The following is a 24,628-nucleotide window of genomic DNA, read 5'->3' as shown; positions in this document are numbered from 1 at the left end:
CCCGCTCGACTCAAGGAGTTACGGAAAAAATGGACGCTGTGACCCAGGTCCCCACCCCCGTCAACGAGCCGGTGCACGGCTACGCCCCCGGCTCGCCCGAGCGCGCCCGTCTGGAGGCCAAGCTCAAGGAGCTGGCCGAGAACCCGATCGACCTGCCGATGACCATCGGCGGCGAGCGGCGCATGGGCGGCGGCGAGCGTTTCGACGTCGTGCAGCCGCACAACCACAAGGCGCGCATCGGCACCTACGCCAACGCCACGCAGCAGGACGCCCAGGACGCCGTGGACGCGGCCCTCGCCGCCGCCCCGGCCTGGCGCGCGATGGCCTTCGACGACCGCGCCGCGATCATCCTGCGCGCCGCCGAGCTGCTGGCCGGCCCCTGGCGCGAGACGCTGGCCGCCTCCACCATGCTCGGCCAGTCGAAGACCGCCCAGCAGGCCGAGATCGACACCCCCTGCGAGCTCGTCGACTTCTGGCGCTTCAACGTCCACTACGCCCGCCAGATCCTCGCCGAGCAGCCGCCGGCGAACTCCCCGGGCGTGTGGAACCGCATGGACCACCGCCCGCTGGAGGGCTTCGTCTACGCGATCACGCCGTTCAACTTCACGGCGATCGCGGGCAACCTGCCCACCGCTCCGGCGCTCATGGGCAACGTCGTCGTGTGGAAGCCGTCCCCGACGCAGACCCACGCCGCCGTGCTGCTGATGCAGCTCCTGGAGGAGGCGGGCCTGCCCAAGGGCGTCATCAACCTCGTCACCGGTGACGGCATCGAGGTCTCCAAGGTCGCCCTGGAGCACCGCGACCTGGCCGGCATCCACTTCACCGGCTCGACCAAGACCTTCCAGTACCTGTGGAAGACGGTCGGCAACAACATCGAGAAGTACCGCTCCTACCCGCGTCTGGTCGGCGAGACCGGCGGCAAGGACTTCGTGGTCGCCCACCCGTCGGCCGACCGCGCGGTCCTCAAGACCGCCCTGACCCGCGGTTCCTTCGAGTACCAGGGCCAGAAGTGCTCGGCGAGCTCCCGCGCCTACATCCCGGCCTCCATCTGGAACTCCGGTTTCAAGGAGGAGTTCGCGGCCGAGGTCGACGGACTGACCATGGGTGACGTCACCGACCTGTCGAACTTCATCGGCGCGGTCATCGACGAGCGGTCGTTCGCCAAGAACAAGGCGGCCATCGACCGCGCGCAGGCCGACCCGACCTGCACGATCGTCGCGGGCGGCTCGTACGACGACTCCGTCGGCTACTTCGTGCGGCCGACCGTCGTCGAGTGCACGGACCCGGAGAACGAGGTCTTCACGACCGAGTACTTCGGTCCCTTCCTCGCCGTGCACGTCTACGAGGACGACAAGTACGACGAGATGCTGACCCAGATGGAGTCGGCGTCCGACTACGCCCTCACCGGCTCGGTGATCTCGGGCGACCGCGCGGCGGCCGCGTACACGATGGAGAAGCTGCGCTACGCCGCGGGCAACTTCTACATCAACGACAAGTCGACCGGCGCCGTCGTCGGCCAGCAGCCCTTCGGCGGCGGCCGTGCCTCCGGCACCAACGACAAGGCCGGTGCCCCGCAGAACCTGATGCGCTGGACGCTGACCCGCGCCATCAAGGAGACGCTGGTCCCGCCGACCGAGTACGGCTACCCGCACATGGGCTGACATCCCTGACCCCGCACGGGCCGGGCCGGATCGACTCGATCCGGCCCGGCCCGTCGGCGTGTGCGCGGGCAGACTTGCCCCATGGCCCGCGCGGAGCAGGAGACGGTGACCACGGACGACGGCGTACGGCTGTGGGCGAGCGGCTCGGGCCGGGGCGAGCCGCTGGTGCTGTGCCACGGCGGACCCGGCCTGTGGGACATGTTCGCCGACGCGGCCGGGCCGCTCGCGGACCTGGCCACGGTGGTCCGCTGGGACCAGCGCGGGTGCGGACGGTCCGAGCGGTGCGCGGGACCGTGGACGTCCGCGCGCTTCGTGGCCGACCTGGACGCCGTACGACGCCACTTCGGGTTCGACCGGATGGCCCTGCTCGGTCACTCCTGGGGCGCCCAGCTCGCACTGGACTACGCGCTCGCGCACCCGGAGCGGGTGAGCGCGCTGGTCTATGCCGCCGGGACGGGCATCGGGCCGGACGCCGGCTGGCGCGACGCCTTCACGGCGAACTTCCTCGCCCGGCTCGGCGACCGTCCCGGACGCCTGGCCCGCTGGCGGGAGCTGACGGACCGGCCGCTGCGGAGCGGCGGCCGGGAGCGGGAGCGGGCGGTGCTCCAGTGGTCGGCCGAGTTCGCCGACCGCGAGCGCGCGCCGGAGCTCGCCGGGCGGATGGCCGATCCGTGGTTCGCGGTCAACGAGGCGTGCAACCGGGCCCTCGACCGGGAGCGACGCCGGCGCTGCGGCACGGCGCGGCTGTACGAGGCCTGCCGCGCCCTGCTGGTACCGGTGACGATTCTCGACGGAGCCCAGGACATCCGGCCCCGCTCGGCCGTGGACTCGCTGGAGCGGGCCCTGCCGAGGGTGCGCCGGGTGACCCTGCCGGAGGCCGGTCACATGGTGTGGACCGAGGATCCGGCGGGCTTCACGGAGGCGGTGGCGTGCGCCGTCTCAGATAGTAGGAAGTCCGAGTAATTGTAGAGACAGTCGCGAGCTTCTCCCTTAGCGTTGTAGGAGCCGAACGTCTCGCTCGATCCAGCGAATGGCGGTCGTGAGCCGAACCCCGTGCAGGCAACCCCTGCGGCCAGGCTCCCCGCCCTTTCCGGCGTCTCGTACCCCTTTCCGCGCTCCCGGATTTCGAAGGAGTCGATTTCCCATGGCCGAGACGACCGTCCGCCGCCGAGTCCGTCACACCTCCCGCAGCAACGAGTCCGACCGCAAGAACGCCGCGGCCGCACTCCAGCGCGCCCTCGACCGCCGTGACAACGGCGGCGAGACCGGCCACTGAGCCGGACCCCCTGTACTGATGAAACGCCCTGTGCCGGGAGCCGCACCCGTCGGGTTGCGGTGCGGGGTCTACGCCCCGCGCCGCACCTCGAAATGGTCGATGCGCGCGCCGTTCGCGGCGAGCGCCGACACCCGCAGCCGGGGGGACGTCCCGCCGGACGCCTCCACGGACAGCAGGGAGAAACCGCGGTAGCGCACCCGTGACCAGTCCACGGTCTCGGCGCTCTGCTGCCGCGACCTCGTCCAGTGGAACGTCTCGACCGGCTCGTGGCGGGTCACCCGGCCCTCGTGGCTCTCGTCGGCGCCTGCCGGAAAGCCGTACAGGTCCCGGCCGCCGCCACCGGCGGTGACGTACACGGTCCCGTCCCGGGTCGGGTCCGTCGACCCGCCGACCGGCACCGGCCTGCCCACCTCGCCGTTCTTCACGGCGTCGGTCCGCTCGTACACATGGTTGTGCCCGTTGATCACCAGGTCCACCTGGTGCTGTGCGAACAGCGGCACCCAGGCGGCGCGCACCCCGCCGTCGGAGGCGTGCGCCGAGGTCGAGTAGGCGCAGTGGTGGAAGAAGACCACGAGGAAGTCGACGCCGTCGGCCGCCCGCAGCTCACGCAGCCTGCGCTCCAGCCATGCCGTCTGCCGGCCCTGGGTGTGGCCGAGGTTGGCGGGGATCTCGTACGACACGTCGTTCGCGTCCAGCGCCACCACTGCGACGTTGCCGTAGACGAAGGAGTACACGCCCGGCGCGGTGCGCGGGTCGAAGCCGCTGTCCGGGAGCGAGAAGCGGGCCAGCTGGCCCCCGTAGCCGTCGGGGGAGTACCAGGCCTCCATGTCGTGGTTGCCGGTGGTCACCATCCACGGCACGGAGCGGGCCACCGGCTCGTTCTGCTCGAGGAACAGGTCCCAGGTGGTGGGGTCGTAGCCGTCCGAGGTCTTGCCCTGCCCGTTGCCGTCCGCGTAGCAGAGGTCGCCCGCGTGCAGGTGGAAGGCCGGGGCGCGGGTCAGCAGCAGCCGGTCGCAGGAGGCCGCCGCCCGGGAGACGCCCTGGTCGCCGAAGGCGGTGAACACGAACGTCCCCGGGTCCGCGGGTGCCGTGCGGAAGGAGGCGACGGTGGCGCGGTGCCCGGCCGCGGCCGGGTCGAAGCCGTCGTGGCCGACGCCGTACCAGTAGGTCGTGCCGGGCAGCAGCCCGTCCAGCGCCGCGTGCACGTAGTACTGCTCCACCGCCGGGCGCACCCCCGCCACCCCCGGTGTGTGCAGGGCGCGCACCTCGGCCTCGATCCGGGCGCCCAGCCGGTCCGGCCGCGCCCCGAGGCGCAGATACGGCCGGTGCACCGCGGCCGGCACCTGCCAGGAGACCCGCATCGCGGTCCGCGGATCGGCGCCGAAGGCGAGATGCCGCCCGAAGGGCACGACGGCGGAGCCGGGCACCCGGGAAGCCGACGGCCGCGGTCCCGCGGCCGTCGTCCCAGCAGTCGTCCGGGCGGCCGGGCCCGCCGTGGTCCCGGCGGCGGTTGCCGCGGAGCAGCCGGTCAGCAGGCCGCCCGCCACCGCGCCCGCGGTCACCAGCGCGCGGCGCCTGGTCGGCCTCGTGCGCAGGTACTCGTACTGTTCCGCCATGCTCAGCCGGCGCGCGAGCCGCGGCGGGATACCGACGTCGGGAAGGTCCATGGCGGTGAACTTCCCGGCGCGGGCCAACACCTGCCGTACGCAGGGGTGAACGCCACCCGACGGGATGAGCCCGTCCGCCATCGGAGTGTCCGTGCGTGTCCGTATCGCGGACGCCCCATGTCATTCCATGGGACGAGGAGTAGGGTGCCCGCATGTCTCGCAGCATCAATCTCGCAGTGATCCCCGGTGACGGCATCGGCCAGGAGGTCGTGGCCGAGGGTCTCAAGGTCCTCTCCGCCGTCCTTCCGCAGGATGTGAAGCTGGAGACCAAGGAGTACGACTTCGGCGCCCGGCGCTACCACGCGACCGGTGAGACCCTCACCGACGCCGACCTCGACGCGCTCAAGCAGCACGACGTCATCCTGCTCGGCGCGATCGGCGACCCCTCGGTGCCGTCCGGCGTCCTGGAGCGCGGCTTCCTGCTCAAGCTCCGGTTCGCCTTCGACCACCACGTCAACCTGCGCCCCTCGAAGCTGCTCCCGGGTGTCGCCACGCCGCTGGCCGGCCAGCCCGAGATCGACTTCGTCGTGGTCCGCGAGGGCACCGAGGGCCCGTACACCGGCAACGGCGGCACCATCCGCAAGGGCACCGAGCACGAGGTCGCCACCGAGGTCTCGGTGAACACGGCCTTCGGTGTCGAGCGTGTGGTCCGCGACGCGTTCGCCCGCGCCCAGGCCCGCCCGCGCAAGAAGCTCACGCTGGTCCACAAGAACAACGTGCTGACCTTCGCCGGGCATCTGTGGACGAACGTCTTCAACAAGGTGGCCGAGGAGTTCCCCGAGGTCACCACCGAGTACATCCACGTCGACGCGGCGACCATCTACCTGGTCACCCAGCCCGAGCGCTTCGACGTCATCGTCACCGACAACCTCTTCGGCGACATCATCACCGACCTCGCCGCGGCCGTCTCCGGCGGCATCGGCGTCGCCGCCTCCGGCAACATCAACCCGGGCGGCGAGTTCCCGTCCATGTTCGAGCCCGTGCACGGCTCGGCCCCGGACATCGCCGGCCAGGGCAAGGCCGACCCCACCGCCACGGTCCTGTCCGTCGCCCTGCTGCTGCGTCACCTCGGCTACGAGGCCGAGGCGGCCCGGATCGAGGACGCCGTCTCCGCCGACCTCGCGGAGCGCGTCGGGCAGCCCGCCCGCAGCACCACGGAGATCGGCGACGCCCTCTCCGTACGAGTAGCCGGCTGACCCCGCGCCACTCGATTCACTCGAAGCCGCCGGGTCGCATCAGCACCCGGCGGCTTTTCGTATGCCTCGCCGGGTGCCACCATCAACCCCTGGGCCGCATTCACCCCGTTTTCTTCCGCCGCAGCCCCCGCGCGATAATCGAACGCGGAGCCGCGGTATGAGGGAATGCTCGGACGTCCTAGCACTGGCCACCGGCCGTGCGGGAGTGAGCGCGGCCCGTCACTACAACCGGTGAAGGACACCTACTCATGACGACGCCCACGATCGAGCTGAAGCCCTCCGCCAACCCGCTCTCCGCCACGGAGCGTGCGGCGATCCTGAAGAGCCCCGGGTTCGGCCGCCACTTCACGGACCACATGGTGACGATCAAGTGGACCGAGGGGCGCGGCTGGCACGACGGCCAGCTCGTTCCGTACGCGGCGATCCCGCTCGACCCGGCCACCAACGTCCTGCACTACGCCCAGGAGATCTTCGAGGGGCTCAAGGCCTACCGCCGCCCCGACGGCTCCGTCGCCACCTTCCGCCCGGACCAGAACGCCAAGCGGTTCCAGCGCTCCGCCCGCCGTCTGGCGATGCCCGAGCTGCCGGTCGAGACCTTCATCGAGGCGTGCGACCTGCTGGTCCAGCAGGACAAGGACTGGGTGCCGGCGCACGGCGGCGAGGAGTCCCTCTACCTGCGTCCCTTCATGATCGCCACCGAGGTCGGGCTGGGCGTCAAGCCCGCCAACGAGTACCTGTTCATCGTCATCGCCTCCCCGGCCGGCGCGTACTTCCCCGGCGGCGTGCGCCCGGTTTCCATCTGGGCGTCCGAGGACCGCGTCCGCGCCGTCCCCGGCGGCATGGGCGACGCCAAGACCGGCGGCAACTACGCGGCCTCACTGCTCGCCCAGGCCGAGGCGGCCGCCCAGGGCTGCGACCAGGTCTGCTACCTCGACGCGGTCGAGCACAAGTGGGTCGAGGAACTCGGCGGCATGAACCTGTACTTCGTGTACGGGGACAGGATCGTCACCCCGACCCTCAGCGGCTCGATCCTGGAGGGCGTCACCCGTGACTCCCTGCTGGCCGTCGCCCGCGACCTGGGCTACGAGGCGGAGGAGTCCCGCGTCTCCATCCAGCAGTGGCAGGCCGACTCCGAGAGCGGCACCCTCACCGAGGTCTTCGCCTGCGGCACCGCCGCCGTCATCACCCCGGTCGGCAAGGTCAAGCGGGCCGGCGCCGAGTGGACCCAGTCGGGCGGCGAGCCCGGCGAGGTCACCATGCGCCTGCGCCGGGCTCTGCTCGACATCCAGCGCGGCACGGCCGAGGACAAGCACGGCTGGATGCACGAGCTGGGTTAGTTAGTCGCTACGCCTCGCTGCTCACCAGGGCCGCCGTGGACTCCTCGTCCGCGGCGGCTCCGCCGTTCGCGGCGCCGGCCGTCCACAGCAGGTAGACCGCCCCGCCGACCAGCCCCGACAGCAGGAAGCTGCAGTCCACCCCGCCGGTCAGCGACAGCAGCGGACCCTCGTACGACGGCAGCGACACCGCCAGCAGGCCGACCGCCGCGCCCAGCGCCCAGGAGACCGTGGCCGGCACGTTCCAGCCGGCCCGGTACCAGTAGATCCCGCCCCGCGCGCGCCGGTTGAAGACCTGGAGGGCGTCGGCGTCGTAGTGGCCGCCGTTGCGGACGAAGCCGATGAGGGTGATGACCGCCCAGGGGGTGCCGATCGCGGTCAGCAGCAGGACGAAGGACGTCATCGCGGACTGGGCGTTCCATGCGAAGTGGCCGATGAACACACAGGCCGTCGCCACCACGGCGACCGTGACCGTGGCTCGCGCCCGGGAGGCCCGGGGCAGGATGGCGTCCAGGTCCAGGCCCATGGAGTAGAGCATCAGGCCCGCGTTGCCGGCCGAGCCCGCCGAGGCGGAGAGCAGCAGCGGGACCAGGTACCAGCCGGGGGAGGCGTCGACCAGGGGGCCCGCGTAGTCGAGGGCCGCGCCCGCCGCGTACGCCGTGAAGGTGCCGAACAGCTGCGGGACGAGCAGGCCCAGGATCAGGCCGAGCCAGGTGGCGCGCAGGACCCGGCGGGAGGAGTGGCGGGCGGGGGAGATGTAGCGGGTGTAGTCGCCCAGCAGGGTGATGAACGCGATCGGCCCGGACAGACCGGCGGCCACCGTCGCCAGCAGCCAGGTGGGCCAGAACCCGCCCAGCAGATAGCCGCCGGCCTCCGGCAGCGCGGCGGTGGTGAAGTGCGGGGCGTACGCGATCACGCCCAGCACCAGCAGGGCCGTCATGACGATCGCCAGGGCGCGGGACATGGCCAGCAGCACCCGGTAGCCGTAGACCGCGCCGGCCACGGTCGCGGCCGCGAGCAGCCCGTACACCAGGGTGTACGCGGTCCCGGAGGCCGACATCCCGAACAGCCGGTGCAGCACGCCGACCATCACGTCGCCGCCGATCCACACCGTCAGCGCGGTGTAGCCGAGCGCGAGCAGCAGCCCGACGACCGAGCCGACCAGCCGGCCGCGCACCCCGAACTGGGCGCCGGAGGAGGTGGACAGGTTGGTCGCCGTGCGCAGCGAGACCAGTGCCAGCGGGGCCGTCAGGGCGGTGCCGACCAGCGTGCCGACCACGACCGAGCTGACCGAGGCCCACCAGCCGAGCCCGAAGGACGGCGGCAGCCAGCCGAAGATGATCACGCCGAGGCAGAGGTTGGAACCGAGCAGGATCGACACGAGGTCGCGCGGCCCGCTGGTGCGTTCCTCGTCGGGGATGGTGTCGACTCCGCGCTGTTCTATCGGCATGACCGGTCTCCTTCGACCTACGGCAAACCTCGGGCAGGGGTGAGTGCGTGCCACCCGGGGCACAGTTTGAGCGACGCTCAATGTGACGTGTTCGAAGGTCGACCGTCAATGTTTCGGTTGAATGAATCCCGCGTTTAGAGTGATGCTCTAACCTGAGGAAGGCAAGGAGGTGCCGTGTCGTGAGACTGACCCCCACCGAGCGTGACCGGCTGCTGCTCTTCGGGGCGGCCGAACTGGCCCGTGCCCGCCGCGCCCGCGGCCTGCGGCTGAACGTGCCGGAGGCGACCGCGATCATCGCGGACACCGTCTGCGAGGCCGCCCGCGACGGCCGGCGGCTGGCGGAGGCGATCGCCGCGGCCCGGTCCGTGCTCGGGCCGCAGGACGTCCTGCCGGGCGTCGCCGACATCGTCACCGAGGTGCACGTCGAGGCCGTCTTCGACGACGGCTCGCGCCTCGCGGTGGTCAGCGACCCGATCGGCGGCGGACTGGGCGAGGAGGGCCCCGGCGCGCTGCTGCCGGGCCCCGAGCACGCCGAGCGCGAGGCCGCCGTCCGGCTGACGGTCACCAACACCGCGGCCGTTCCGGTCTCGGTCACCTCCCACTTCCACTTCTTCGAGGCCAACCCGCGCCTGGACTTCCCGCGCGGACAGGCCTACGGGATGCGCCTGGCGGTCCCGGCCGGATCCTCGGTGCGCTTCGGCCCCGGCGAGAGCGCCGAGGTCGGGCTCGTGCCGATCGGCGGCGAGCGGATCGCGATCGGCTTCGCCGGACTGGTCGACGGGCCGCTCGACGCGCCGGGGGCCCGGGAAGAGGCCCTGCGCCGGGCCGCCGCCTGCGGCTACCTCGGCGTACCGCACACCCCTGACCAGGAGGCCGAGCGATGAGCCGCCCCGGAGGCCACCCCGCCGAGACCCGCCGTCTCACCCCGCACGAGTACGCCGCCACCCACGGCCCGCGGGCCGGCGACCGCATCCGCCTCGGCGACTCCGGTCTGACGATCCGCGTCGAGTCCGACGCCCAGCGGCACGGCGACGAGTTCCTGGCCGGCTTCGGCAAGACCGCCCGCGACGGACTGCACCTCAAGGCGGCCGCGGTCCGTGACACCTGCGACGTCGTGATCAGCAACGTCGTCGTGATCGACGCCGTGCAGGGGATCCGCAAGGTCTCCATCGGCATCCGGGAAGGCCGTATCCACGCCATCGGACGGGCCGGCAACCCCGACACCCTCGACGGGGTCGACGTGGTCGTCGGCACGGGCACCTCGATCGTCTCCGGCGAGGGGCTCATCGCCACCGCCGGGGCCGTCGACACCCATGTCCACCTGCTGTCGCCGCGCATCATGGAGGCCTCGCTGGCCTCCGGCGTGACCACGATCATCGGGCAGGAGTTCGGGCCGGTCTGGGGCGTCGGCGTCAACTCGCCCTGGGCGCTGCGGCACGCGTTCAACGCCTTCGACGCCTGGCCGGTCAACATCGGCTTCCTGGGCCGGGGTTCCTCCTCGCACGCGGCCCCGCTGGTCGAGGCGCTCGCCGAGGGCGGCGCGTCCGGCTTCAAGGTGCACGAGGACATGGGCGCCCACACCCGGGCGCTGGACACCGCGCTGCGCGTCGCCGAGGAGCACGACGTCCAGGTCGCCCTGCACAGCGACGGGTTGAACGAGTGCCTGTCGGTCGAGGACACCCTGCGGGTACTGGAGGGCCGCACCATCCACGCCTTCCACATCGAGGGCTGCGGCGGCGGACACGTGCCGAACGTGCTGAAGATGGCGGGCGTGCCGAACGTCATCGGCTCCTCCACCAACCCCACCCTGCCCTTCGGCCGGGACGCGGTCGCCGAGCACTACGGCATGATCGTCTCCGTCCACGACCTCAAGACCGACCTGCCCGGCGACGCCGCCATGGCCCGCGACCGCATCCGGGCCGGGACCATGGGCGCCGAGGACGTGCTGCACGACCTGGGCGCGATCGGCATCACCTCGTCCGACGCGCAGGGCATGGGGCGCGCGGGGGAGACCGTACGCCGTACGTTCGCCATGGCCGGGAAGATGAAGGCCGAGTTCGGCGCACCCGAGGACCACGACAACGAGCGGGTCCTGCGCTACATGGCCAAGCTGACCATCAACCCCGCCATCGCGCACGGCCTCGCCCACGAGGTCGGCTCCATCGAGACCGGCAAGCTCGCCGACATCGTGCTGTGGCGGCCGGAGTACTTCGGCGCCAAGCCGCAGCTCGTGCTCAAGGCCGGCTTCCCGGCGTACGGCGTGACCGGCGACCCCAACGCGGCCACCGACACCTGCGAACCCCTCGTGCTCGGACCGCAGTTCGGCGCACACGGCGGCACGCCCGCCGACCTCTCCGTCGCCTTCGTCGCCCGGGCCGCCCTGGACCAGGGCAACGACACGATGCCGACCCGCCGGCGCCGGGTCGCGGTGCGCGGCACCCGGGGCATCGGCCCCGCCGACCTGCGCCTGAACTCCCGTACCGGAGCGGTCGACGTCGACCAGCGCACCGGCCTGGTCACCCTCGACGGCGAACCCGTCCGCTCCGAACCGGCCGACTCGGTCGCCCTCAACCGCCTGTACTTCCTCTAAGGATCACCCATGTCTGCTGCCGCCGACGGCTTCCGCATGCCCGCCGAGTGGACCCCGCACGAGCGCACCTGGATGGCGTGGCCGGGCCCCAACCCGACCTTCGACGACCCCGAGGACCTCGCCGCCTCCCGCGCCGCCTGGGCGTCGGTCGCCCGTGCGGTCCGCCGTTTCGAACCCGTCACCGTGGTGTGCGGCCCCGGGCAGAGCGCGCAGGCCGCCGAGCTCCTCGGACCCGGCATCGACACGGTCGAACGCGACCTCGACGACGCCTGGATGCGCGACATCGGCCCCACCTTCCTCACCGACGGCAAGGGGGGACTCGCGGCCGTCGACTGGACGTTCAACGGCTGGGGCGCCCAGCACTGGGCCCGCTGGGAGCACGACGCGAAGATCGCCGCGCAGGTCTCGGACCTCGCGGGGGCCCGGACGTACGCCTCGGAGCTCGTCAACGAGGGCGGCGCGATCCACGTCGACGGCGAGGGCACCGTCCTGCTGACGGAGACCGTGCAGCTCGGCCCCGAGCGCAACCCGGGCTGGACCCGGGAGCAGGTGGAGGCGGAGATCCACGCCCAGCTCGGCACCCGCAAGGCGATCTGGCTGCCGCGCGGCCTCACCGGCGACTACCCCCCGCACGGCTTCGGCACCCTCGGCCATGTCGACATCGTCGCCGCCTTCGCCCGTCCGGGCGTGGTGGTCGCGCACCACCAGCCCGACCCGGCGCACCCCGACCACGAGGTGACCCGCGAGGTCATCGGCATCCTGCGCGCCCAGACCGACGCGCACGGCCGCCCGCTGGAGGTCGTGGAGGTCCCCGCCCCCACCGTCCTGGAGGCCGACGGCCACTGGGCCGACTACTCCTACATCAACCACTACCTCTGCAACGACGGTGTGGTGCTGTGCGGCTTCGACGACCCGCGGGACGAGGAGGCGGCCGGAATCTTCGGTCGTCTGTTCCCCGAGCGGACGGTGACGCTGGTGGACGCCCGTACGATCTTCTCCGGTGGCGGTGGCATCCACTGCATCACCCAGCAGCAGCCGAAGGTCTGACACCACAGGAGCAACGGATGGCCGGTGCGGCGCGGGCGCGCAAGAACGCGCCGCCACGCGAGGAGGTCCTCGCCGCGGCCATGGAAATGATCGCCGAGCGCGGTCTGGAGAAGCTCACCATGGCGGGGCTCGGCCGCGAGGTCGGCATGAGCAGCGGCCATCTGCTGTACTACTTCCACTCCAAGGACGAGCTGCTGCTCCAGACCCTGGAGTGGAGCGAGAGCAGGCTGGGCGCCGAGCGGAGCCGGCTCCTCACCCGCGCTGCCCCCGTCCGCGAACGCCTCGACGCGTTCGTCGGCCTGTACGTCCCCGACGGCCACCACGACCCGCACTGGACCCTGTGGCTGGAGGTCTGGAACCGCTCGCAGAACGCGGACGACGACGCCCGCGACCGCCAGGCCGCGATCGAGGGTGCCTGGCACCGCGATCTCGTCGCCCTGCTCGCGGAGGGCATCTCGCGCGGCGAGATCCGCCCGGTCGACCCCGACCGCTACGCCACCCGGCTGCGCGCCCTCCTCGACGGCCTGTCCATCCACGTGGCGATCGGGCTGCGCGGCACCGGCCGGGCGCAGGTCCTCGGCCACGCCCGGGAGTTCCTGGACCAGACGTTGGAGCGGCCGGAGCCCGCGGACGGCTGAGAGCTGTCCCGGGCTTCGGGCGGCCCGTGTGCCGTGTCCACGGGTGAGCAGCGCGCTGTTCGCATCCTGAGACGGACGGTGAGCACGAGGGCGAATTGTGCCAGACTGCCGCAGTGCTCTCGTTCGCCATGATTATTGGCAGCAGGCGCGCCGGTCCGCAGTGACCGCCACGTACGACCAGGTACGGGCGGCCATCGTGTCCTCGACCCGCGCGCAGACCTCTCGCACCCGCGAGAGGTTTTTCGTTTTCCCGGCCCACCTTCAGCCAGGGGCGAAGCGCGCGGAACCGTGGGGGGACGGTGGAGCCGGTCATTCCGGTAGACCGAGATCCAAAACAGGAGCCTTGAACCCATGACGGAAACCAGCGAACTCGACGACTCGTTCCACGTCTTCGACACCACCCTGCGCGACGGCGCCCAGCGGGAGGGCATCAACCTCACCGTCGCCGACAAGCTGGCCATCGCACGGCACCTGGACGACTTCGGCGTGGGTTTCATCGAGGGCGGCTGGCCCGGCGCCAACCCGCGCGACACGGAGTTCTTCGCCCGCGCGCAGCAGGAGATCGACTTCAAGCACGCCACGCTCGTCGCCTTCGGCTCCACCCGCCGCGCCAACGCCAAGGCCTCCGAGGACCCCCAGGTCAAGGCGCTGCTCGACTCCGGCGCCCCGGTGATCACGCTGGTCGCGAAGTCGCACGACCGGCATGTGGAACTGGCGCTGCGCACCACGCTGGACGAGAACCTGGAGATGGTCCGCGACACCGTCTCCTTCCTGCGCTCGCAGGGCCGCCGCGTCTTCGTCGACTGCGAGCACTTCTTCGACGGCTACCGCGCGAACCCGGAGTACGCCAAGGCCGTCGTGCGAGCCGCCGCGGAGGCGGGTGCCGACGTGGTGGTCCTGTGCGACACCAACGGCGGAATGCTCCCGGCCCAGGTCCAGGCCGTCGTCGCCACCGTCCTCGCCGACACCGGCGCCCGGCTCGGCATCCACGCCCAGGACGACACCGGGTGCGCGGTCGCCAACACGCTCGCCGCCGTCGACGCGGGCGCGACCCACGTCCAGTGCACGGCGAACGGCTACGGCGAGCGGGTCGGCAACTCCAACCTCTTCCCGGTGGTCGCCGCGCTGGAGCTGAAGTACGGCAAGAAGGTGCTGCCCGAGGGCGCGCTGCGCGAGATGACCCGGATCTCGCACGCCATCGCCGAGGTGGTGAACCTGACCCCGGCCACCCACCAGCCCTACGTCGGTGTCTCGGCCTTCGCCCACAAGGGCGGCCTGCACGCCTCCGCGATCAAGGTCGACCCGGCCCTGTACCAGCACATCGAGCCCGAGGAAGTCGGCAACACCATGCGGATGCTGGTGTCCGACATGGCCGGCCGCGCCTCGGTCGAGCTCAAGGGCAAGGAACTCGGCATCGACATCAGCGGCGACCGCGAACTCGTCGGCCGGGTCGTCGAACGGGTCAAGGAGCGCGAGCTCAAGGGCTACACCTTCGAGGCGGCGGACGCCAGCTTCGAACTGCTGCTTCGCGCCGAGGCCGAGGGCCGGGCCCGCACGTACTTCGAGGTCGAGTCCTGGCGCGCGATCGTCGAGGACCGCCCCGACGGCTCGCACGCCAACGAGGCCACGGTCAAGCTCTTCGCCAAGGGCGAGCGCATCGTCGCCACGGCGGAGGGCAACGGCCCCGTCAACGCCCTGGACCGGGCCCTGCGGGTGGCCCTGGAGAAGATCTACCCCCAGCTCGCCCAGCTGGAGCTGGTGGACTACAAGGTCCGCATCCTGGAGGGCAAGCACGGCACCCAGTCCACCACCCGGGTGCTGATCTCCACCTCGGACGGCGCGGGCGAGTGGTCGACGGTCGGTGTCGCGGAGAACGTCATCGCCGCCTCCTGGCAGGCCCTGGAGGACGCGTACACGTACGGCCTGCTGCGGGCCGGTGTGGAACCCGCCGCCTAGACGCTGTCGCGGTCCCCGGGGGGAAGCACCCCCGGGGACCGCGAGGCGCGGTGACTACTGGAGCCGCCACTTCTGGTTGGCGGCGCCGGTGCAGGACCAGATCTGGGCCCGTGCCCCGTTCGCCGACGAGTTGTCCGTGACGTCCAGGCACTTGTTCGCCGCCGTGTTCACCACGTCACCGGTCGAGGCGTTGTACGACCACTGCTGGGCGCCCGAACCGTTGCAGTCGTAGAGCTGGACCTTGGCGCCGTCGGCGGTCGACCCCGACGTGACGTCGAGGCACTTCCCGAGCGCGCGCACGGATCCGTCGCCCGGCACGGTCCAGGACTGCGCGGTGGTCCCGTTGCAGTCGTAGAGCTGCACCGCGGTGCCGTTGGCGCTCGACGCGCCCGCCACGTCCAGGCACTTGCCCGCCAGCCCGACGAACGCCCCCGACTGGCCGCCCCCGCCCGACTGCGTGCCCGACCAGGTGAAGGTCGCCGACGTCTTGCCGGGCAGTGCGTACGTCGCGTGCTGGCCGCCCCAGTTGACGGTGACCGTCCTCGCCGCCGAGCCGTCGTTGTAGGCGATCAGCGCCTTCGACCCGTCCGGATTGCGCCAGGCGACGTTCGGGACGGCCGACGACGCCGTGGAGGCGATCCGCTGCGCGCCCGGCCGGACGAACTTCGTCAGGTGCCCCATCGTGTAGTACTCGATCGTGTAGTCGACCGTGCCGCTCGCCCCGTCCCCGTTGTGCACCGTGACCAGCCCGGTGCAGGTGCCGCAACCGCCGTTGTGCGGGCCCATGTTCTGGTCCACGGCGAGCGACCACTTGGTCACCGACTTCGCCCAGTTGCGGGTGTAGTCGACGATGTTGAGCATGTCCTCGCGCTGCTGGTTCGCGATCCAGGTGCCGCCGGAGTGCTCGGTCCCGAAGGCGTCGAGGCCCGGGTACTGGTTGTGCACGCTCGTCTGCTTCGCGACGTCACCGCCGTAGCCGTGCCAGGCGATGCCGCCGAAGTTCGGGTGCGAGCGGACCGCCGCGTCGTCCACCGTCTGCGCCGCGTACCCGTCGTACACGTCCCAGTTCCAGTCGTGCGCCAGCACCTTCGTCGACAGTCCCGCCTCGGCCAGCTTCGGCAGCAGTTCGCTCTTGGTGAAGTAGGCCAGTCCCGAGGCGTTCCAGCTCATCGAGGGATACCCGGAGCAGCACGTCGGCTCGTTCTGCGCGGTCACGTACGAGACCGGCACGTTCTGGTCCCGGTACGCCTGGAGGTACTTCACGAAGTACGACGCGTACGCCCCGTAGTCCTCGGCCTTCAGCCAGCCCCCGTTGAGCTGCCCGCTGTCCTTCATCCAGGCCGGCGCGGTCCACGGCGAGGCCATCACCGTCAGGGACGGGTTCAGCTGGAGGGCCTGCTTCGTCAGCGGCACGACGTCCGCGAGGTCGTGCGCGATCGAGAACTTCGACAGCGAGGCGTCGCTCTGCCCGGCCGGCACGTCGTCGTACGTGTACCCGTACCGGGCCAGGTCCGAGGCGCCCATGGGGTTGCGCAGGAACGACAGTCCGATCCCGTCCGTCGGCGAGAACAGCTTGCGCATGGTCGCATCCCGGGTCGCCTGCGACAGCGCCCCGCTGCTGTTCATCAGCCAGGCCGCGGTGTCCGTGAAGGACGCGCCGCCACCGGTGAAGGTCTGGTAGCGGGTGTTCTCGTCGACGGTGATGTTCTCACCGCTGCCGCCCGCCCCGGCCTGGAAGGCGAACGGGGCCTGCGCCTGGAGGCCGCGGACCACATGCCGGCCGCCGCTGTCGTCGGTGGTGGTGAGCCAGACCGTGACCTGCTCACCGGCCGCGTGGGCCGGTACGGCCGCGGTGAAGCCGGCCGTGGTGAGCAGCCCGGCGATCAGCAGCCGGATGGCCCGGGTCGATCTCTTCATGGAGCGCCGCCCTTCTGGAGGTGGGGGTGGGGAGGCGTGCGAGCCGTGAGTAAATGACGGCTTCGGATGGGCGTCAAGAGGTCGGGCGTTCACATTCTGAAGGATCAACATGCCAGATCCGGCCGGGAGTTGAGTGCGTACCGGTTCTGGTGTGAAGTCTTGACGGCGCCCGGGACCACCAGTTAACTCACGCCGTGATCTAAGTCGTGAGTTGGACTGGGTCACGTGTTGCGCTGGCCGCGCCCCGGCCAGTCGTCAGTGGACTCACGAGAGCCAAAGGGAAGGTCCATGCGAAGAACCGCCCTGATCGCCTCCGCCGCCCTGCTCACCGCCCTGCTGCCGCTGACCGCCGCCGGCACCGCGTCCGGCGCCGCCGACCCGCCGCCGGTGCCCGTCGACCGCTTCGAGGGCGAGGTCCCCTTCGCCGGCCAGCCCGCGGAGGGCATCTTCACCTGGGGCGGCGACGCCGACGACCCGCCCGCCCTCCAGCTCGCCGACCGCGCCGACGCCCCCGAGGGCGCCAAGGTCCTCACCGGCACCTACGACATCAGCGGCTACGGCGGCTTCACCCACGACTTCGCCGCGACCGAGCCCGCCCACGACTGGTCCGCCCACCGGGGCATCCGCTTCTGGTGGGACGGCCGGAACACCACCAGGAAGATCTCCTTCGAGATCAAGGACGGCGGTGCGAACGGCGAGGCCTCCGAGCTGTGGACGACCTCCTTCACCGACGACTTCACCGGCTGGAAACAGATCGAGATCCCCTTCGCCGACTTCGTCTACCGCACGGACTACCAGCCCGTCGGCGGGATCGACCACGTCCTCGGCCTGACCCAGATGTGGGGCTACGCCCTCACCCTCCCGGTCGGCCTCCAGGGCCAGTTCGCCATGGACGACGTCGAGCTGTACGGCAGGGCCGACCAGTCCCTGCGGGCCTCCGTCACCACCGACGCCGCGGTCTACCCGGTCCGGGAGGGCGGCACGGCCGCCGTCCAGGTCTCCGTCGCCACCACCGGCGCCGCCCCGATCGACGAGCCCGTGACCGTCGCCTACGAGAGCGCGGGCGGCACCGCCACCCCCGGCCGGGACTACACCCCGGTCCACGGCGAGATCACCTTCCCGGCGGGCACCCTGTCCGGCACCAGCCGCGTCATCAAGGTCCCGACCCTGCGCGACAAGTCCGCCGAAGCGGCCGAGACGATCCCGCTCAAGCTCACGGTGACCGGCGCCAAGGCCCCCGCCGAGACCCCGCAGGTCGTCGTCGACGCCCACGGACTGCCGTACCTGGACCCGAAACTGCCTGTGAAGAAGCGGGTCGCCGACCTGCTGTCCCGGATGTCCCTGGCGGAGAAGGCCGGCCAGATGACCCAGGCCGAGCGGGGCGCGGTGGGCAACGGCGGTGACGTCGCCGCCTACGACCTCGGCTCGCTGCTCTCCGGCGGCGGTTCCACGCCGACCCCCAACACCCCCGCGGCCTGGGCGAAGATGATCGACGGCTTCCAGCTCCGGGCGCAGGCGACCAGGTTCCAGATCCCGCTGATCTACGGCGTGGACGCGGTGCACGGCCACAACAACCTCGCCGGCGCCACGGTCATGCCCCACAACATCGGCATCGGGGCCACCCGCGACCCCGCCCTCGCCGAGCGGACGGGCGCGGTGACCGCGGCCGAGGTGCGCGCCACCGGTATCCCCTGGGACTTCGCGCCCTGCCTGTGCGTGTCGCGCGACGAACGCTGGGGCCGCTCCTACGAGTCCTTCGGCGAGGACCCGGCGCTCGTCGAGTCCATGGAGACGGTCGTCCAGGGCCTCCAGGGCGCCCGCAGCGGCAAGGACCTCAAGCGCGGCGACAAGGTCCTCGCCACCGCCAAGCACTACGTCGGCGACGGCGGCACCGGCTACGGCACGTCCACCACGGGCTCGTACACCCTCGACCAGGGCGTCACCGAGGTCACCCGGCAGGAGCTGGAGGCCGTCCACCTGGCCCCCTTCAAGACCGCGGTCGACCGGGGCGTCGGCACGGTCATGCCGTCCTACTCCTCGCTCGACATCGTCGGCGACGGCCTGGGCCCGGTGAAGATGCACGCCCGCGCCGACATGATCAACGGTGTGCTCAAGGGCCGGATGGGCTTCGACGGCTTCGTGATCAGCGACTGGAACGCCATCGACCAGCTCCCCGGCGACTACGCCTCGCACGTGCGGACCTCGGTCGACGCGGGCGTCGACATGATGATGGTGCCGTACTCCTACAAGGACTTCCGTACGGCGCTCGTCGCCGAGGTGACCGCGGGCCGGGTCGGCGAGCGGCGGATCGACGACGCCGTCTCCCGCATCCTCACCCAGAAGTTCGAACTGGGCCTGTTCGAGAAGCCCTACGCGGACACGAGCGGCGCCTCGCGGATCGGCTCGGCCGCGCACCGGGCCGTGGCGCGGCAGGCCGCGGCCGAGTCCCAGGTCCTGCTGAAGAACGCGGACGGCGTACTGCCCCTGAAGAAGTCCCAGAAGGTGTACGTGGCCGGTTCGAACGCCGACGACCTCGGCAACCAGACCGGCGGCTGGACCCTCACCTGGCAGGGCTCGTCCGGGCCGATCACCAAGGGCACGACGATCCTCCAGGGCATGCGGGACGCGGGCGGTGACGTCACCTACTCCAAGGACGCCTCGGCGCCGACCACCGGTTACGACGTGGGCGTGGTCGTGGTCGGCGAGACCCCGTACGCCGAGGGCGTCGGCGACGTCGGCAACGGCAACGACCTGGAGCTGACCGCGGCCGACAAGGCGGCGGTGGACAAGGTGTGCGCGGCCATGAAGTGCGCGGTGCTGATCGTCTCGGGGCGCCCGCAGCTCATCGGCGACCGGCTCGGCGCCATCGACGCCCTGGTGGCCTCCTGGCTGCCGGGCACCGAGGGCGCGGGCGTGGCGGACGTGCTGTACGGAAAGCGCCCGTTCACCGGGCAGCTCCCCGTCACCTGGCCCAGGTCCGAGGCCCAGCTGCCGGTCAACGTCGGCGACACGGCGTACGACCCGCAGTTCCCGTACGGCTGGGGCCTGACGACGCTCGGCAGGGCACCCGCGGGCGGCCTGCCGGCACTGAAGGCGCTCGGGGCCGCGGCCGCCGCCGCCGAACGGGCGCACCGCGGGACGGCAGGGCGCGCGCTCGTCACGAAGGCCCGGCTGCTCGTCCAGCAGAAGGCGGGGCAGCACATCACCGCGGCGCTGGCGAAGCCCTTCGCCGACGCCGACCACCTGCTGCTGACCGGACGCTACGGCGCGGCCGTGCAGAAGCTGACGGAGGCGTACCGGGCGGCCTGACCCGGGCACCGCGTCTCCCGTACGAGTGAATGCCCTCTTTTGGGAGGCTTCGGGTAACTTCGAACCATGATGGACGTGGTACGGACCCGAAGCCTCCCCCGACTGGTGCCGGCCCTCCTGCTCGCCGCCCTCGCCGGGGTGTGGGCGGGCCCGGCACCCGCTTGGGCCGCCCTCGACGCCTCGGCCGCCCCGGTTGGCGCCGCGGCCCCGGCCGTCCGCGCCGTCCCGTCCGTCACCAGCGTCGGCGCCGTCGCGGACGCTCTGCGCGAGAGTCCGGTCTACGTCGATCCGGCGGCCGCCGACCAGCTGTCGCCCGCCGAGGCGAACGCCCTGCGCGAGCAGATCAGGAAGGCCGACAAGCCCCTGTTCATCGCGGTCCTCCCGGCCGGGTACCCGACCGCGAACCTCTTCGCCGACCTGCGCACCGCCACCGGCATCACCGGTCTGTACGCGATCCGCCTCGGCGACCGCTTCGACGCCCGCGCCGACGCCTCCGTGCTGTCCCGCAGCGCGGTGCAGAACCTCGTCACCAGCGTCCAGGGCGAGAGCGACGCGAAGACGCAGCTGGGCGACTTCACCAGCCGCGCGGTGGCCAACATGGGCGGCTCGGCGCCCTCGGCCTGGGGTTCCCCCGGCGGGGCCGGCGGGGTGCCGACCGCCGCGCTGATCACCGTGGGCGTCGGCCTGGTGGCGGGCGGTGCGGCCGCCTTCGGGCTGGCCCGCCGCAACCGCCGCCGGCGCGAGGCGGAGCGGCGGGCCGCCCTCGACCAGCTGCGCGTCGTGGTGGACGAGGACATCACCGCCTTCGGCGAGGAGTTGGACCGGCTGGACTTCCACCCGGCGGAGGCGGGCGCCGACGACGCCATGCGAGCGGACTACGAGCGCGCGCTGGACGCCTACGACCGGGCGAAGACGCTGATGGCGCAGGCGGCCGGGCCGGAGGACGTGCGCGCGGTCACCCAGGCCGTCGAGGACGGCCGCTTCAGCCTGGCCCAGCTCGCCGCCCGCCGGGAGGGCGGCCCGCTGCCCGAACGCCGGCCGCCGTGCTTCTTCGACCCCCGCCACGGCCCCTCGGTCGCCGACGCCGCCTGGACCCCGGTGGGCGGCGCCACGCGCGAGGTACCCGTGTGCGCGGCCGACCGGACCCGGCTGGCCGACGGCCGCGACCCGGTGATCCGGCAGGTCGACACCGAGTACGGCCGCCGCCCCTACTGGGACGCGGGTCCCGCCTACGGCCCCTGGGCGGGCGGCTACTTCGGCGGTGGCATCCTGCCCGGCCTGCTGCTGGGCACCGCGCTCGGCGGTGTGATGGCATCCCCGTCCTACGCGTCCGACTACGGCAGCGGCTACGGCGACTTCGGCGCCGGTGGCTACCAGGGCGGCGACGTCTCGGGCGCGGACTTCGACCCGGGCGACTTCGGCGGCGGGTTCGGGGACGGCGGGGGAGGCGACTTCGGCGGCGGGGGCGGCGGCGGGGACTTCGGCGGCGGCTTCTGACGCACTGGCGCGGCATGACGTACGACGGGGCACGGGCCCGGCGCCGGGAGGCGGCGAGCCCGTGCCCCGTGGCGGTCCCGAGGGGGACCCGGGGCGCCGGTCAGAGCGTGGCGGCGGCCGCGGCGATGGCCGAGGCGAAGGTGGAGACCTCGGAGTAGACGCCCGGGGCGTTGGCGCGGGCGCAGCCGATGCCCCAGCTGACGATGCCGACCTGGATCCACGCGCCGGCGTTGTCCTTGCGGAACATGGGTCCGCCCGAGTCGCCCTGGCAGGTGTCGACGCCGCCCGCCGTGTACCCGGCGCAGATCTCGTCGCTGGCGACCAGACCGCTGTAGCCGCTGTAGGAGCGGCAGGTGGCGTCGCTGACGAACGGCACGGTCGCCTTCAGCAGATAGCGCTGCTGGGAGCCGCCCTCGGTGGCCGAGCCCCAGCCCGCGATGGTGAAGGTGCCGCTGTTGTAGGCCGTGGTGGTGGCGATGGGCAGCGTGGGCAGGTTGACGGGCGAGGCGAGCTTGATGAGCGCCCAGTCCTTGCCGTTGCCGTTGTAGCCGGGCGCCCGGTAGACGTAGGTGGACTTGACCTGGACCCGGCCGGTGGTCGACTGGAGGTCCACGACGCCGGCGGTGGCGGTGATGCCGGTGTTGGCTCCGGTGCGGCTCACGCAGTGCGCGGCGGTGAGCACGATCTGCGGGGTGTAGAGCGCGCCGCCGCAGCCCATGGAGAGCCGGACCATGAACGGGAATTCGCCCTGCGTGGCCCGGGTCCCGCCGACGACGGGCGTCGGGGCGGCCTGCGCGGCGGAGACGGGCTGGAGGCTGACGACCGCGAGGGCGGCCGCGCCGGCGACCGCGCATCTGCGGAGCGCCGTGAGGAGCTTCTTCACCGTGATGCCTTCCGTGGGGGTGGATGACATGCACATGCCAAGCAAACGTGCCGGGGGAGCCGTAAAGGAATGCCCATGTGCTGGCATGAGCTCGTCAAAATCTGTTGCTGGATTATGAGAACGCTGTGAGCCGTCGCACAAGGGGGCGATTCCGGCCAGCCCCGCCGCGAGGCGCGGCACCTCGCGCTCCGTCCCGTCGGGCGCGGGCACGGACCGACGGCGCCGAACACGCAGCGCGCCCGCCCTCCCCGCCGGGGGCGGGAGAAAGGCGGGCGCGCTGCGCGAGAGGCGGCTGTCCGGTGCGCCTCACGCGTTCCTGATCGCCGAGATGTCGAAGTTCAGCTTGATCTTGTCGGAGACCAGCACGCCGCCCGTCTCCAGTGCCGCGTTCCACGTCAGGCCCCACGCGGAGCGCAGGATCTCCGCCTTGCCCTCGAAGCCGACGCGCTCGTTGCCGAAGGGGTCCTTGGCGGAGCCGTTGAACTCCAGGTCGATGGTGAGCGGCTTGGTGACGCCGAGGATGGTCAGGTCGCCGGTGATGCGGTAGTCGTCGCCGCCGAGCGCCTGTGCCTCGGTGGAACGGAAGGTCATCGTCGGGAACTCGTCGGCCTTGAAGAAGTCCGCGCTCTTGAGGTGGCCGTCACGGTCGGCGGAACCGGTGTCGACGCTGGCCATGGTGATGTCGATGGTCGCCGTGGACTTGGCGGGGTCGCTGCCGTCCAGGTGCAGGGACCCGGAGAACTCGTTGAACTTGCCCTTGATGTTCGTGACCATCGCGTGGCGCGCCACGAAGCCGAACGAGGAGTGGGCCGGGTCGATCGTGTACTCACCGGTCAGCGCGGCGAGTTCGGGGGACACCGCGCCGGGGGTCGTGGCAGCGGTCTCGGAGGTCGTGTCGTCGCTGTCCTTGCGGCCGAAGATGCCCATGACGTGCTCCTTGGGGGACGGGGTCGCGGTTTCGTCCGAAGCCGCGGAACCGGTGCGGAGGATTCTGTTGAATCTTCAACGAGGTGCGGGATAGACGCTAGCCCCAATCCGTACAGGTTTCAACATCATCCACTACGTGTCTCTCAGGCTACGGTCTGTGATTATTCACCGCCCTCTGGCGGACGCGCGTAGAGCTCGGGCACCATCTCCCTGCGCCACCTGCACAGCCGTCCCACAGGAAGCACGGCCCACAGCAGGAAAGGGTTTTTCATGGTCCCCGCCAAGACCGCGCGACCGCTCCACCTCCGGCTCCGCTCCGTCCTCACCGTCCTGGCCCTTCTCGTCGCCCCCGGTGTGGCCGTCCTCGGCACCGCCGGCGACGCCTTCGCCGCCACCAAGATCAGTCACGCCACCGCGACCTCGATGTTCCGCTCGTCCGGCATCACCTGGTCGTCCTCGGGCAACTGCTCGGACCGCAACAACTCCACCTGCACGTCCTTCGAGCAGCTCAACCTCGCCACCGCCCAGGGCGCCCAGACCCTCAAGAGCGCCAGCGGCTGCGCCCTGAACATCACGGGAGGCACCGAGACCGGCCACGCCTCCGGCACGTACTCCCACTGGAACGGCTACAAGCTCGACTACGGCAAGAACACCTGCGTGACGAACTACATCAAGAACACCTTCAGCTACATCGGGCTGCGCGGCGACGGCGCTCCCCAGTACCGGTCCGGCGCCGGCAACATCTACGCCGACGAGGGCAACCACTGGGACGTCCTCTACTACAACTGCGGCGGCTGCTGACCTGCTCCGCGTCCTCGTGAACGGCCCTCGCGGCGTCCTGCCGCGAGGGCCGTTCATACTGCGTGCCGACGGCGGACCCCGCGTCCGGCACACCGCCGAACGGGTCCCGGTGTCACTCCGGCGATGGCATGTGCCACCCGTGGATGTGAGCAGGCTCTCGGTCCTGGAGTTTGTGCGACCCCTACAAGCCGGGAGCCCCCTGAGCAGTCGGAAGGCTTGCATGGGGCCACCGTTCTGTTCAGTGGCACCAGGAAAACGGTCCGGAGACTGTACGGAGTCGACGGCTCGCTTTCCTTGGCGGGCTTCGTATGGTCGCTACATGACCGTTTTGGAAGAGACGACGGGTGAGCCGACGGACGCGCGCGGGCGTGTGGCCGAGCTGCACGAGATCCGCGTGCAGGCACTGGCAGGACCCAGCGAGAGGGCGACCGAGGCGCAGCATGCCAAGGGCAAGCTGACGGCCCGGGAGCGGATCGAGC

At 71.6% G+C, this 24,628-nt stretch carries 18 protein-coding genes and 1 pseudogene; 14 read left to right on the top strand and 5 right to left on the bottom strand.

Features of this window, described 5'->3' with window-relative positions:
* Nucleotides 1-29: 29 nt before the first annotated feature.
* The 3 genes from pruA to ACZ7OY_RS37970 all read left to right on the top strand — a co-directional run bounded on the left by pruA (nt 30) and on the right by ACZ7OY_RS37970 (nt 2,937).
* Entirely contained in the window at nt 30-1,661 is a 1,632-nt protein-coding gene (pruA, locus tag ACZ7OY_RS37980) for an L-glutamate gamma-semialdehyde dehydrogenase (RefSeq protein WP_472250142.1), read from the top strand.
* A gap of 81 nt (nt 1,662-1,742) precedes the next feature.
* Nucleotides 1,743-2,624, top strand: coding sequence for an alpha/beta fold hydrolase (locus tag ACZ7OY_RS37975; protein WP_472250141.1), 882 nt, complete (start codon nt 1,743-1,745; stop codon nt 2,622-2,624).
* A gap of 181 nt (nt 2,625-2,805) precedes the next feature.
* Nucleotides 2,806-2,937, top strand: a complete 132-nt coding sequence (locus ACZ7OY_RS37970; protein ID WP_472250140.1) for a hypothetical protein — start codon at nt 2,806-2,808, stop codon at nt 2,935-2,937.
* Between the two features lie 68 nt (nt 2,938-3,005).
* On the opposite strand, the gene ACZ7OY_RS37965 is transcribed toward ACZ7OY_RS37970, so the two are convergent.
* A complete protein-coding gene (locus ACZ7OY_RS37965) occupies nt 3,006-4,604 on the bottom strand; it encodes a purple acid phosphatase family protein (protein WP_472250139.1) in 1,599 nt (532 codons plus the stop codon).
* 152 nt (nt 4,605-4,756) lie between these two features.
* On the opposite strand from ACZ7OY_RS37965, the gene ACZ7OY_RS37960 reads away from it, so the two are divergent.
* Together ACZ7OY_RS37960 and ACZ7OY_RS37955 are read left to right on the top strand one after the other, a co-directional pair.
* Nucleotides 4,757-5,800 carry a 3-isopropylmalate dehydrogenase gene (locus ACZ7OY_RS37960; RefSeq protein ID WP_472250138.1) on the top strand — a complete coding sequence of 348 codons (1,044 nt, stop codon included), beginning with the start codon at nt 4,757-4,759 and terminating at the stop codon, nt 5,798-5,800.
* Between the two features lie 248 nt (nt 5,801-6,048).
* Nucleotides 6,049-7,137 (top strand): branched-chain amino acid aminotransferase, encoded by a 1,089-nt coding sequence (locus ACZ7OY_RS37955; protein ID WP_472250137.1) that lies wholly within the window; start codon nt 6,049-6,051, stop codon nt 7,135-7,137.
* Nucleotides 7,138-7,144: 7 nt separating this feature from the next.
* Here the strand turns inward: ACZ7OY_RS37955 and ACZ7OY_RS37950 are convergent, their stop codons facing one another.
* The gene (locus ACZ7OY_RS37950; RefSeq protein WP_472250136.1) at nt 7,145-8,584 is read right to left on the bottom strand and encodes a cytosine permease; all 1,440 of its coding nucleotides are present in this window, start codon (nt 8,582-8,584) and stop codon (nt 7,145-7,147) included.
* A gap of 179 nt (nt 8,585-8,763) precedes the next feature.
* Between ACZ7OY_RS37950 and ureA the strand changes: the two genes are divergently transcribed.
* The 5 genes from ureA (at nt 8,764) to cimA (ending at nt 14,815) form a co-directional block, all read left to right on the top strand.
* The gene (gene ureA, locus ACZ7OY_RS37945; RefSeq protein WP_472250135.1) at nt 8,764-9,468 is read left to right on the top strand and encodes an urease subunit gamma; all 705 of its coding nucleotides are present in this window, start codon (nt 8,764-8,766) and stop codon (nt 9,466-9,468) included.
* Nucleotides 9,465-11,174 (top strand): urease subunit alpha, encoded by a 1,710-nt coding sequence (locus ACZ7OY_RS37940; RefSeq protein ID WP_351613328.1) that lies wholly within the window; start codon nt 9,465-9,467, stop codon nt 11,172-11,174. The genes ureA and ACZ7OY_RS37940 overlap by 4 nt, the downstream gene beginning before the upstream one ends.
* A gap of 9 nt (nt 11,175-11,183) precedes the next feature.
* Nucleotides 11,184-12,221, top strand: a complete 1,038-nt coding sequence (locus ACZ7OY_RS37935) for an agmatine deiminase family protein (RefSeq protein ID WP_472250134.1) — start codon at nt 11,184-11,186, stop codon at nt 12,219-12,221.
* A gap of 17 nt (nt 12,222-12,238) precedes the next feature.
* Nucleotides 12,239-12,859, top strand: a complete 621-nt coding sequence (locus tag ACZ7OY_RS37930) for a TetR/AcrR family transcriptional regulator (protein ID WP_472250133.1) — start codon at nt 12,239-12,241, stop codon at nt 12,857-12,859.
* 351 nt (nt 12,860-13,210) lie between these two features.
* Nucleotides 13,211-14,815: a citramalate synthase gene (gene cimA / locus ACZ7OY_RS37925; protein ID WP_472250132.1), complete on the top strand. Its 1,605-nt coding sequence runs from the start codon at nt 13,211-13,213 to the stop codon at nt 14,813-14,815.
* Nucleotides 14,816-14,869: 54 nt separating this feature from the next.
* On the opposite strand, the gene ACZ7OY_RS37920 is transcribed toward cimA, so the two are convergent.
* Nucleotides 14,870-16,732, bottom strand: coding sequence for a ricin-type beta-trefoil lectin domain protein (locus ACZ7OY_RS37920; protein ID WP_472250131.1), 1,863 nt, complete (start codon nt 16,730-16,732; stop codon nt 14,870-14,872).
* A 288-nt stretch (nt 16,733-17,020) separates the two neighbouring features.
* Between ACZ7OY_RS37920 and ACZ7OY_RS37915 the strand changes: the two genes are divergently transcribed.
* Nucleotides 17,021-20,041, top strand: a complete 3,021-nt coding sequence (locus ACZ7OY_RS37915; protein WP_472250130.1) for a glycoside hydrolase family 3 protein — start codon at nt 17,021-17,023, stop codon at nt 20,039-20,041.
* 69 nt (nt 20,042-20,110) lie between these two features.
* On the top strand, nt 20,111-21,538 hold the full coding sequence (locus ACZ7OY_RS37910) for a hypothetical protein (protein ID WP_472250211.1): 1,428 nt from the start codon (nt 20,111-20,113) through the stop codon (nt 21,536-21,538).
* Between the two features lie 100 nt (nt 21,539-21,638).
* Here the strand turns inward: ACZ7OY_RS37910 and ACZ7OY_RS37905 are convergent, their stop codons facing one another.
* Both ACZ7OY_RS37905 and ACZ7OY_RS37900 read right to left on the bottom strand, forming a co-directional pair.
* Nucleotides 21,639-22,421 carry a serine protease gene (locus ACZ7OY_RS37905; protein WP_472250210.1) on the bottom strand — a complete coding sequence of 261 codons (783 nt, stop codon included), beginning with the start codon at nt 22,419-22,421 and terminating at the stop codon, nt 21,639-21,641.
* Nucleotides 22,422-22,727: 306 nt separating this feature from the next.
* On the bottom strand, nt 22,728-23,348 hold the full coding sequence (locus ACZ7OY_RS37900) for a YceI family protein (protein WP_472250129.1): 621 nt from the start codon (nt 23,346-23,348) through the stop codon (nt 22,728-22,730).
* A gap of 270 nt (nt 23,349-23,618) precedes the next feature.
* Here ACZ7OY_RS37900 and ACZ7OY_RS37895 point away from each other — a divergent pair, with 270 nt between their 5' ends.
* The gene (locus tag ACZ7OY_RS37895) at nt 23,619-24,149 is read left to right on the top strand and encodes a hypothetical protein (RefSeq protein ID WP_472250128.1); all 531 of its coding nucleotides are present in this window, start codon (nt 23,619-23,621) and stop codon (nt 24,147-24,149) included.
* A gap of 220 nt (nt 24,150-24,369) precedes the next feature.
* Nucleotides 24,370-24,628 (top strand): annotated as a pseudogene (locus ACZ7OY_RS37890) (methylmalonyl-CoA carboxyltransferase); the annotation flags it as partial.

Source organism: Streptomyces sp. NPDC107559, from assembly GCF_055657365.1.
Note: the sequence above shows the minus strand (reverse complement) of the source record. Positions and strands in the feature narration are given on the sequence as shown.

Excerpts from the sequence above, each read along its gene's own strand:
- ACZ7OY_RS37970 (WP_472250140.1), top strand. The coding sequence starts at position 2,806 with ATGGCCGAGACGACCGTCCGCCGCCGAGTCCGTCACACCTCCCGCAGC.
- pruA (WP_472250142.1), top strand. The coding sequence starts at position 30 with ATGGACGCTGTGACCCAGGTCCCCACCCCCGTCAACGAGCCGGTGCAC.
- ACZ7OY_RS37955 (WP_472250137.1), top strand. The coding sequence starts at position 6,049 with ATGACGACGCCCACGATCGAGCTGAAGCCCTCCGCCAACCCGCTCTCC.
- ACZ7OY_RS37900 (WP_472250129.1), bottom strand. The coding sequence starts at position 23,348 with ATGGGCATCTTCGGCCGCAAGGACAGCGACGACACGACCTCCGAGACC.
- ACZ7OY_RS37930 (WP_472250133.1), top strand. The coding sequence starts at position 12,239 with ATGGCCGGTGCGGCGCGGGCGCGCAAGAACGCGCCGCCACGCGAGGAG.
- ACZ7OY_RS37920 (WP_472250131.1), bottom strand. The coding sequence starts at position 16,732 with ATGAAGAGATCGACCCGGGCCATCCGGCTGCTGATCGCCGGGCTGCTC.
- ACZ7OY_RS37915 (WP_472250130.1), top strand. The coding sequence starts at position 17,021 with ATGCGAAGAACCGCCCTGATCGCCTCCGCCGCCCTGCTCACCGCCCTG.
- cimA (WP_472250132.1), top strand. The coding sequence starts at position 13,211 with ATGACGGAAACCAGCGAACTCGACGACTCGTTCCACGTCTTCGACACC.
- ACZ7OY_RS37975 (WP_472250141.1), top strand. The coding sequence starts at position 1,743 with ATGGCCCGCGCGGAGCAGGAGACGGTGACCACGGACGACGGCGTACGG.
- ACZ7OY_RS37950 (WP_472250136.1), bottom strand. The coding sequence starts at position 8,584 with ATGCCGATAGAACAGCGCGGAGTCGACACCATCCCCGACGAGGAACGC.
- ACZ7OY_RS37935 (WP_472250134.1), top strand. The coding sequence starts at position 11,184 with ATGTCTGCTGCCGCCGACGGCTTCCGCATGCCCGCCGAGTGGACCCCG.
- ACZ7OY_RS37940 (WP_351613328.1), top strand. The coding sequence starts at position 9,465 with ATGAGCCGCCCCGGAGGCCACCCCGCCGAGACCCGCCGTCTCACCCCG.
- ACZ7OY_RS37910 (WP_472250211.1), top strand. The coding sequence starts at position 20,111 with ATGGACGTGGTACGGACCCGAAGCCTCCCCCGACTGGTGCCGGCCCTC.
- ACZ7OY_RS37960 (WP_472250138.1), top strand. The coding sequence starts at position 4,757 with ATGTCTCGCAGCATCAATCTCGCAGTGATCCCCGGTGACGGCATCGGC.
- ACZ7OY_RS37895 (WP_472250128.1), top strand. The coding sequence starts at position 23,619 with ATGGTCCCCGCCAAGACCGCGCGACCGCTCCACCTCCGGCTCCGCTCC.
- ACZ7OY_RS37965 (WP_472250139.1), bottom strand. The coding sequence starts at position 4,604 with ATGGACCTTCCCGACGTCGGTATCCCGCCGCGGCTCGCGCGCCGGCTG.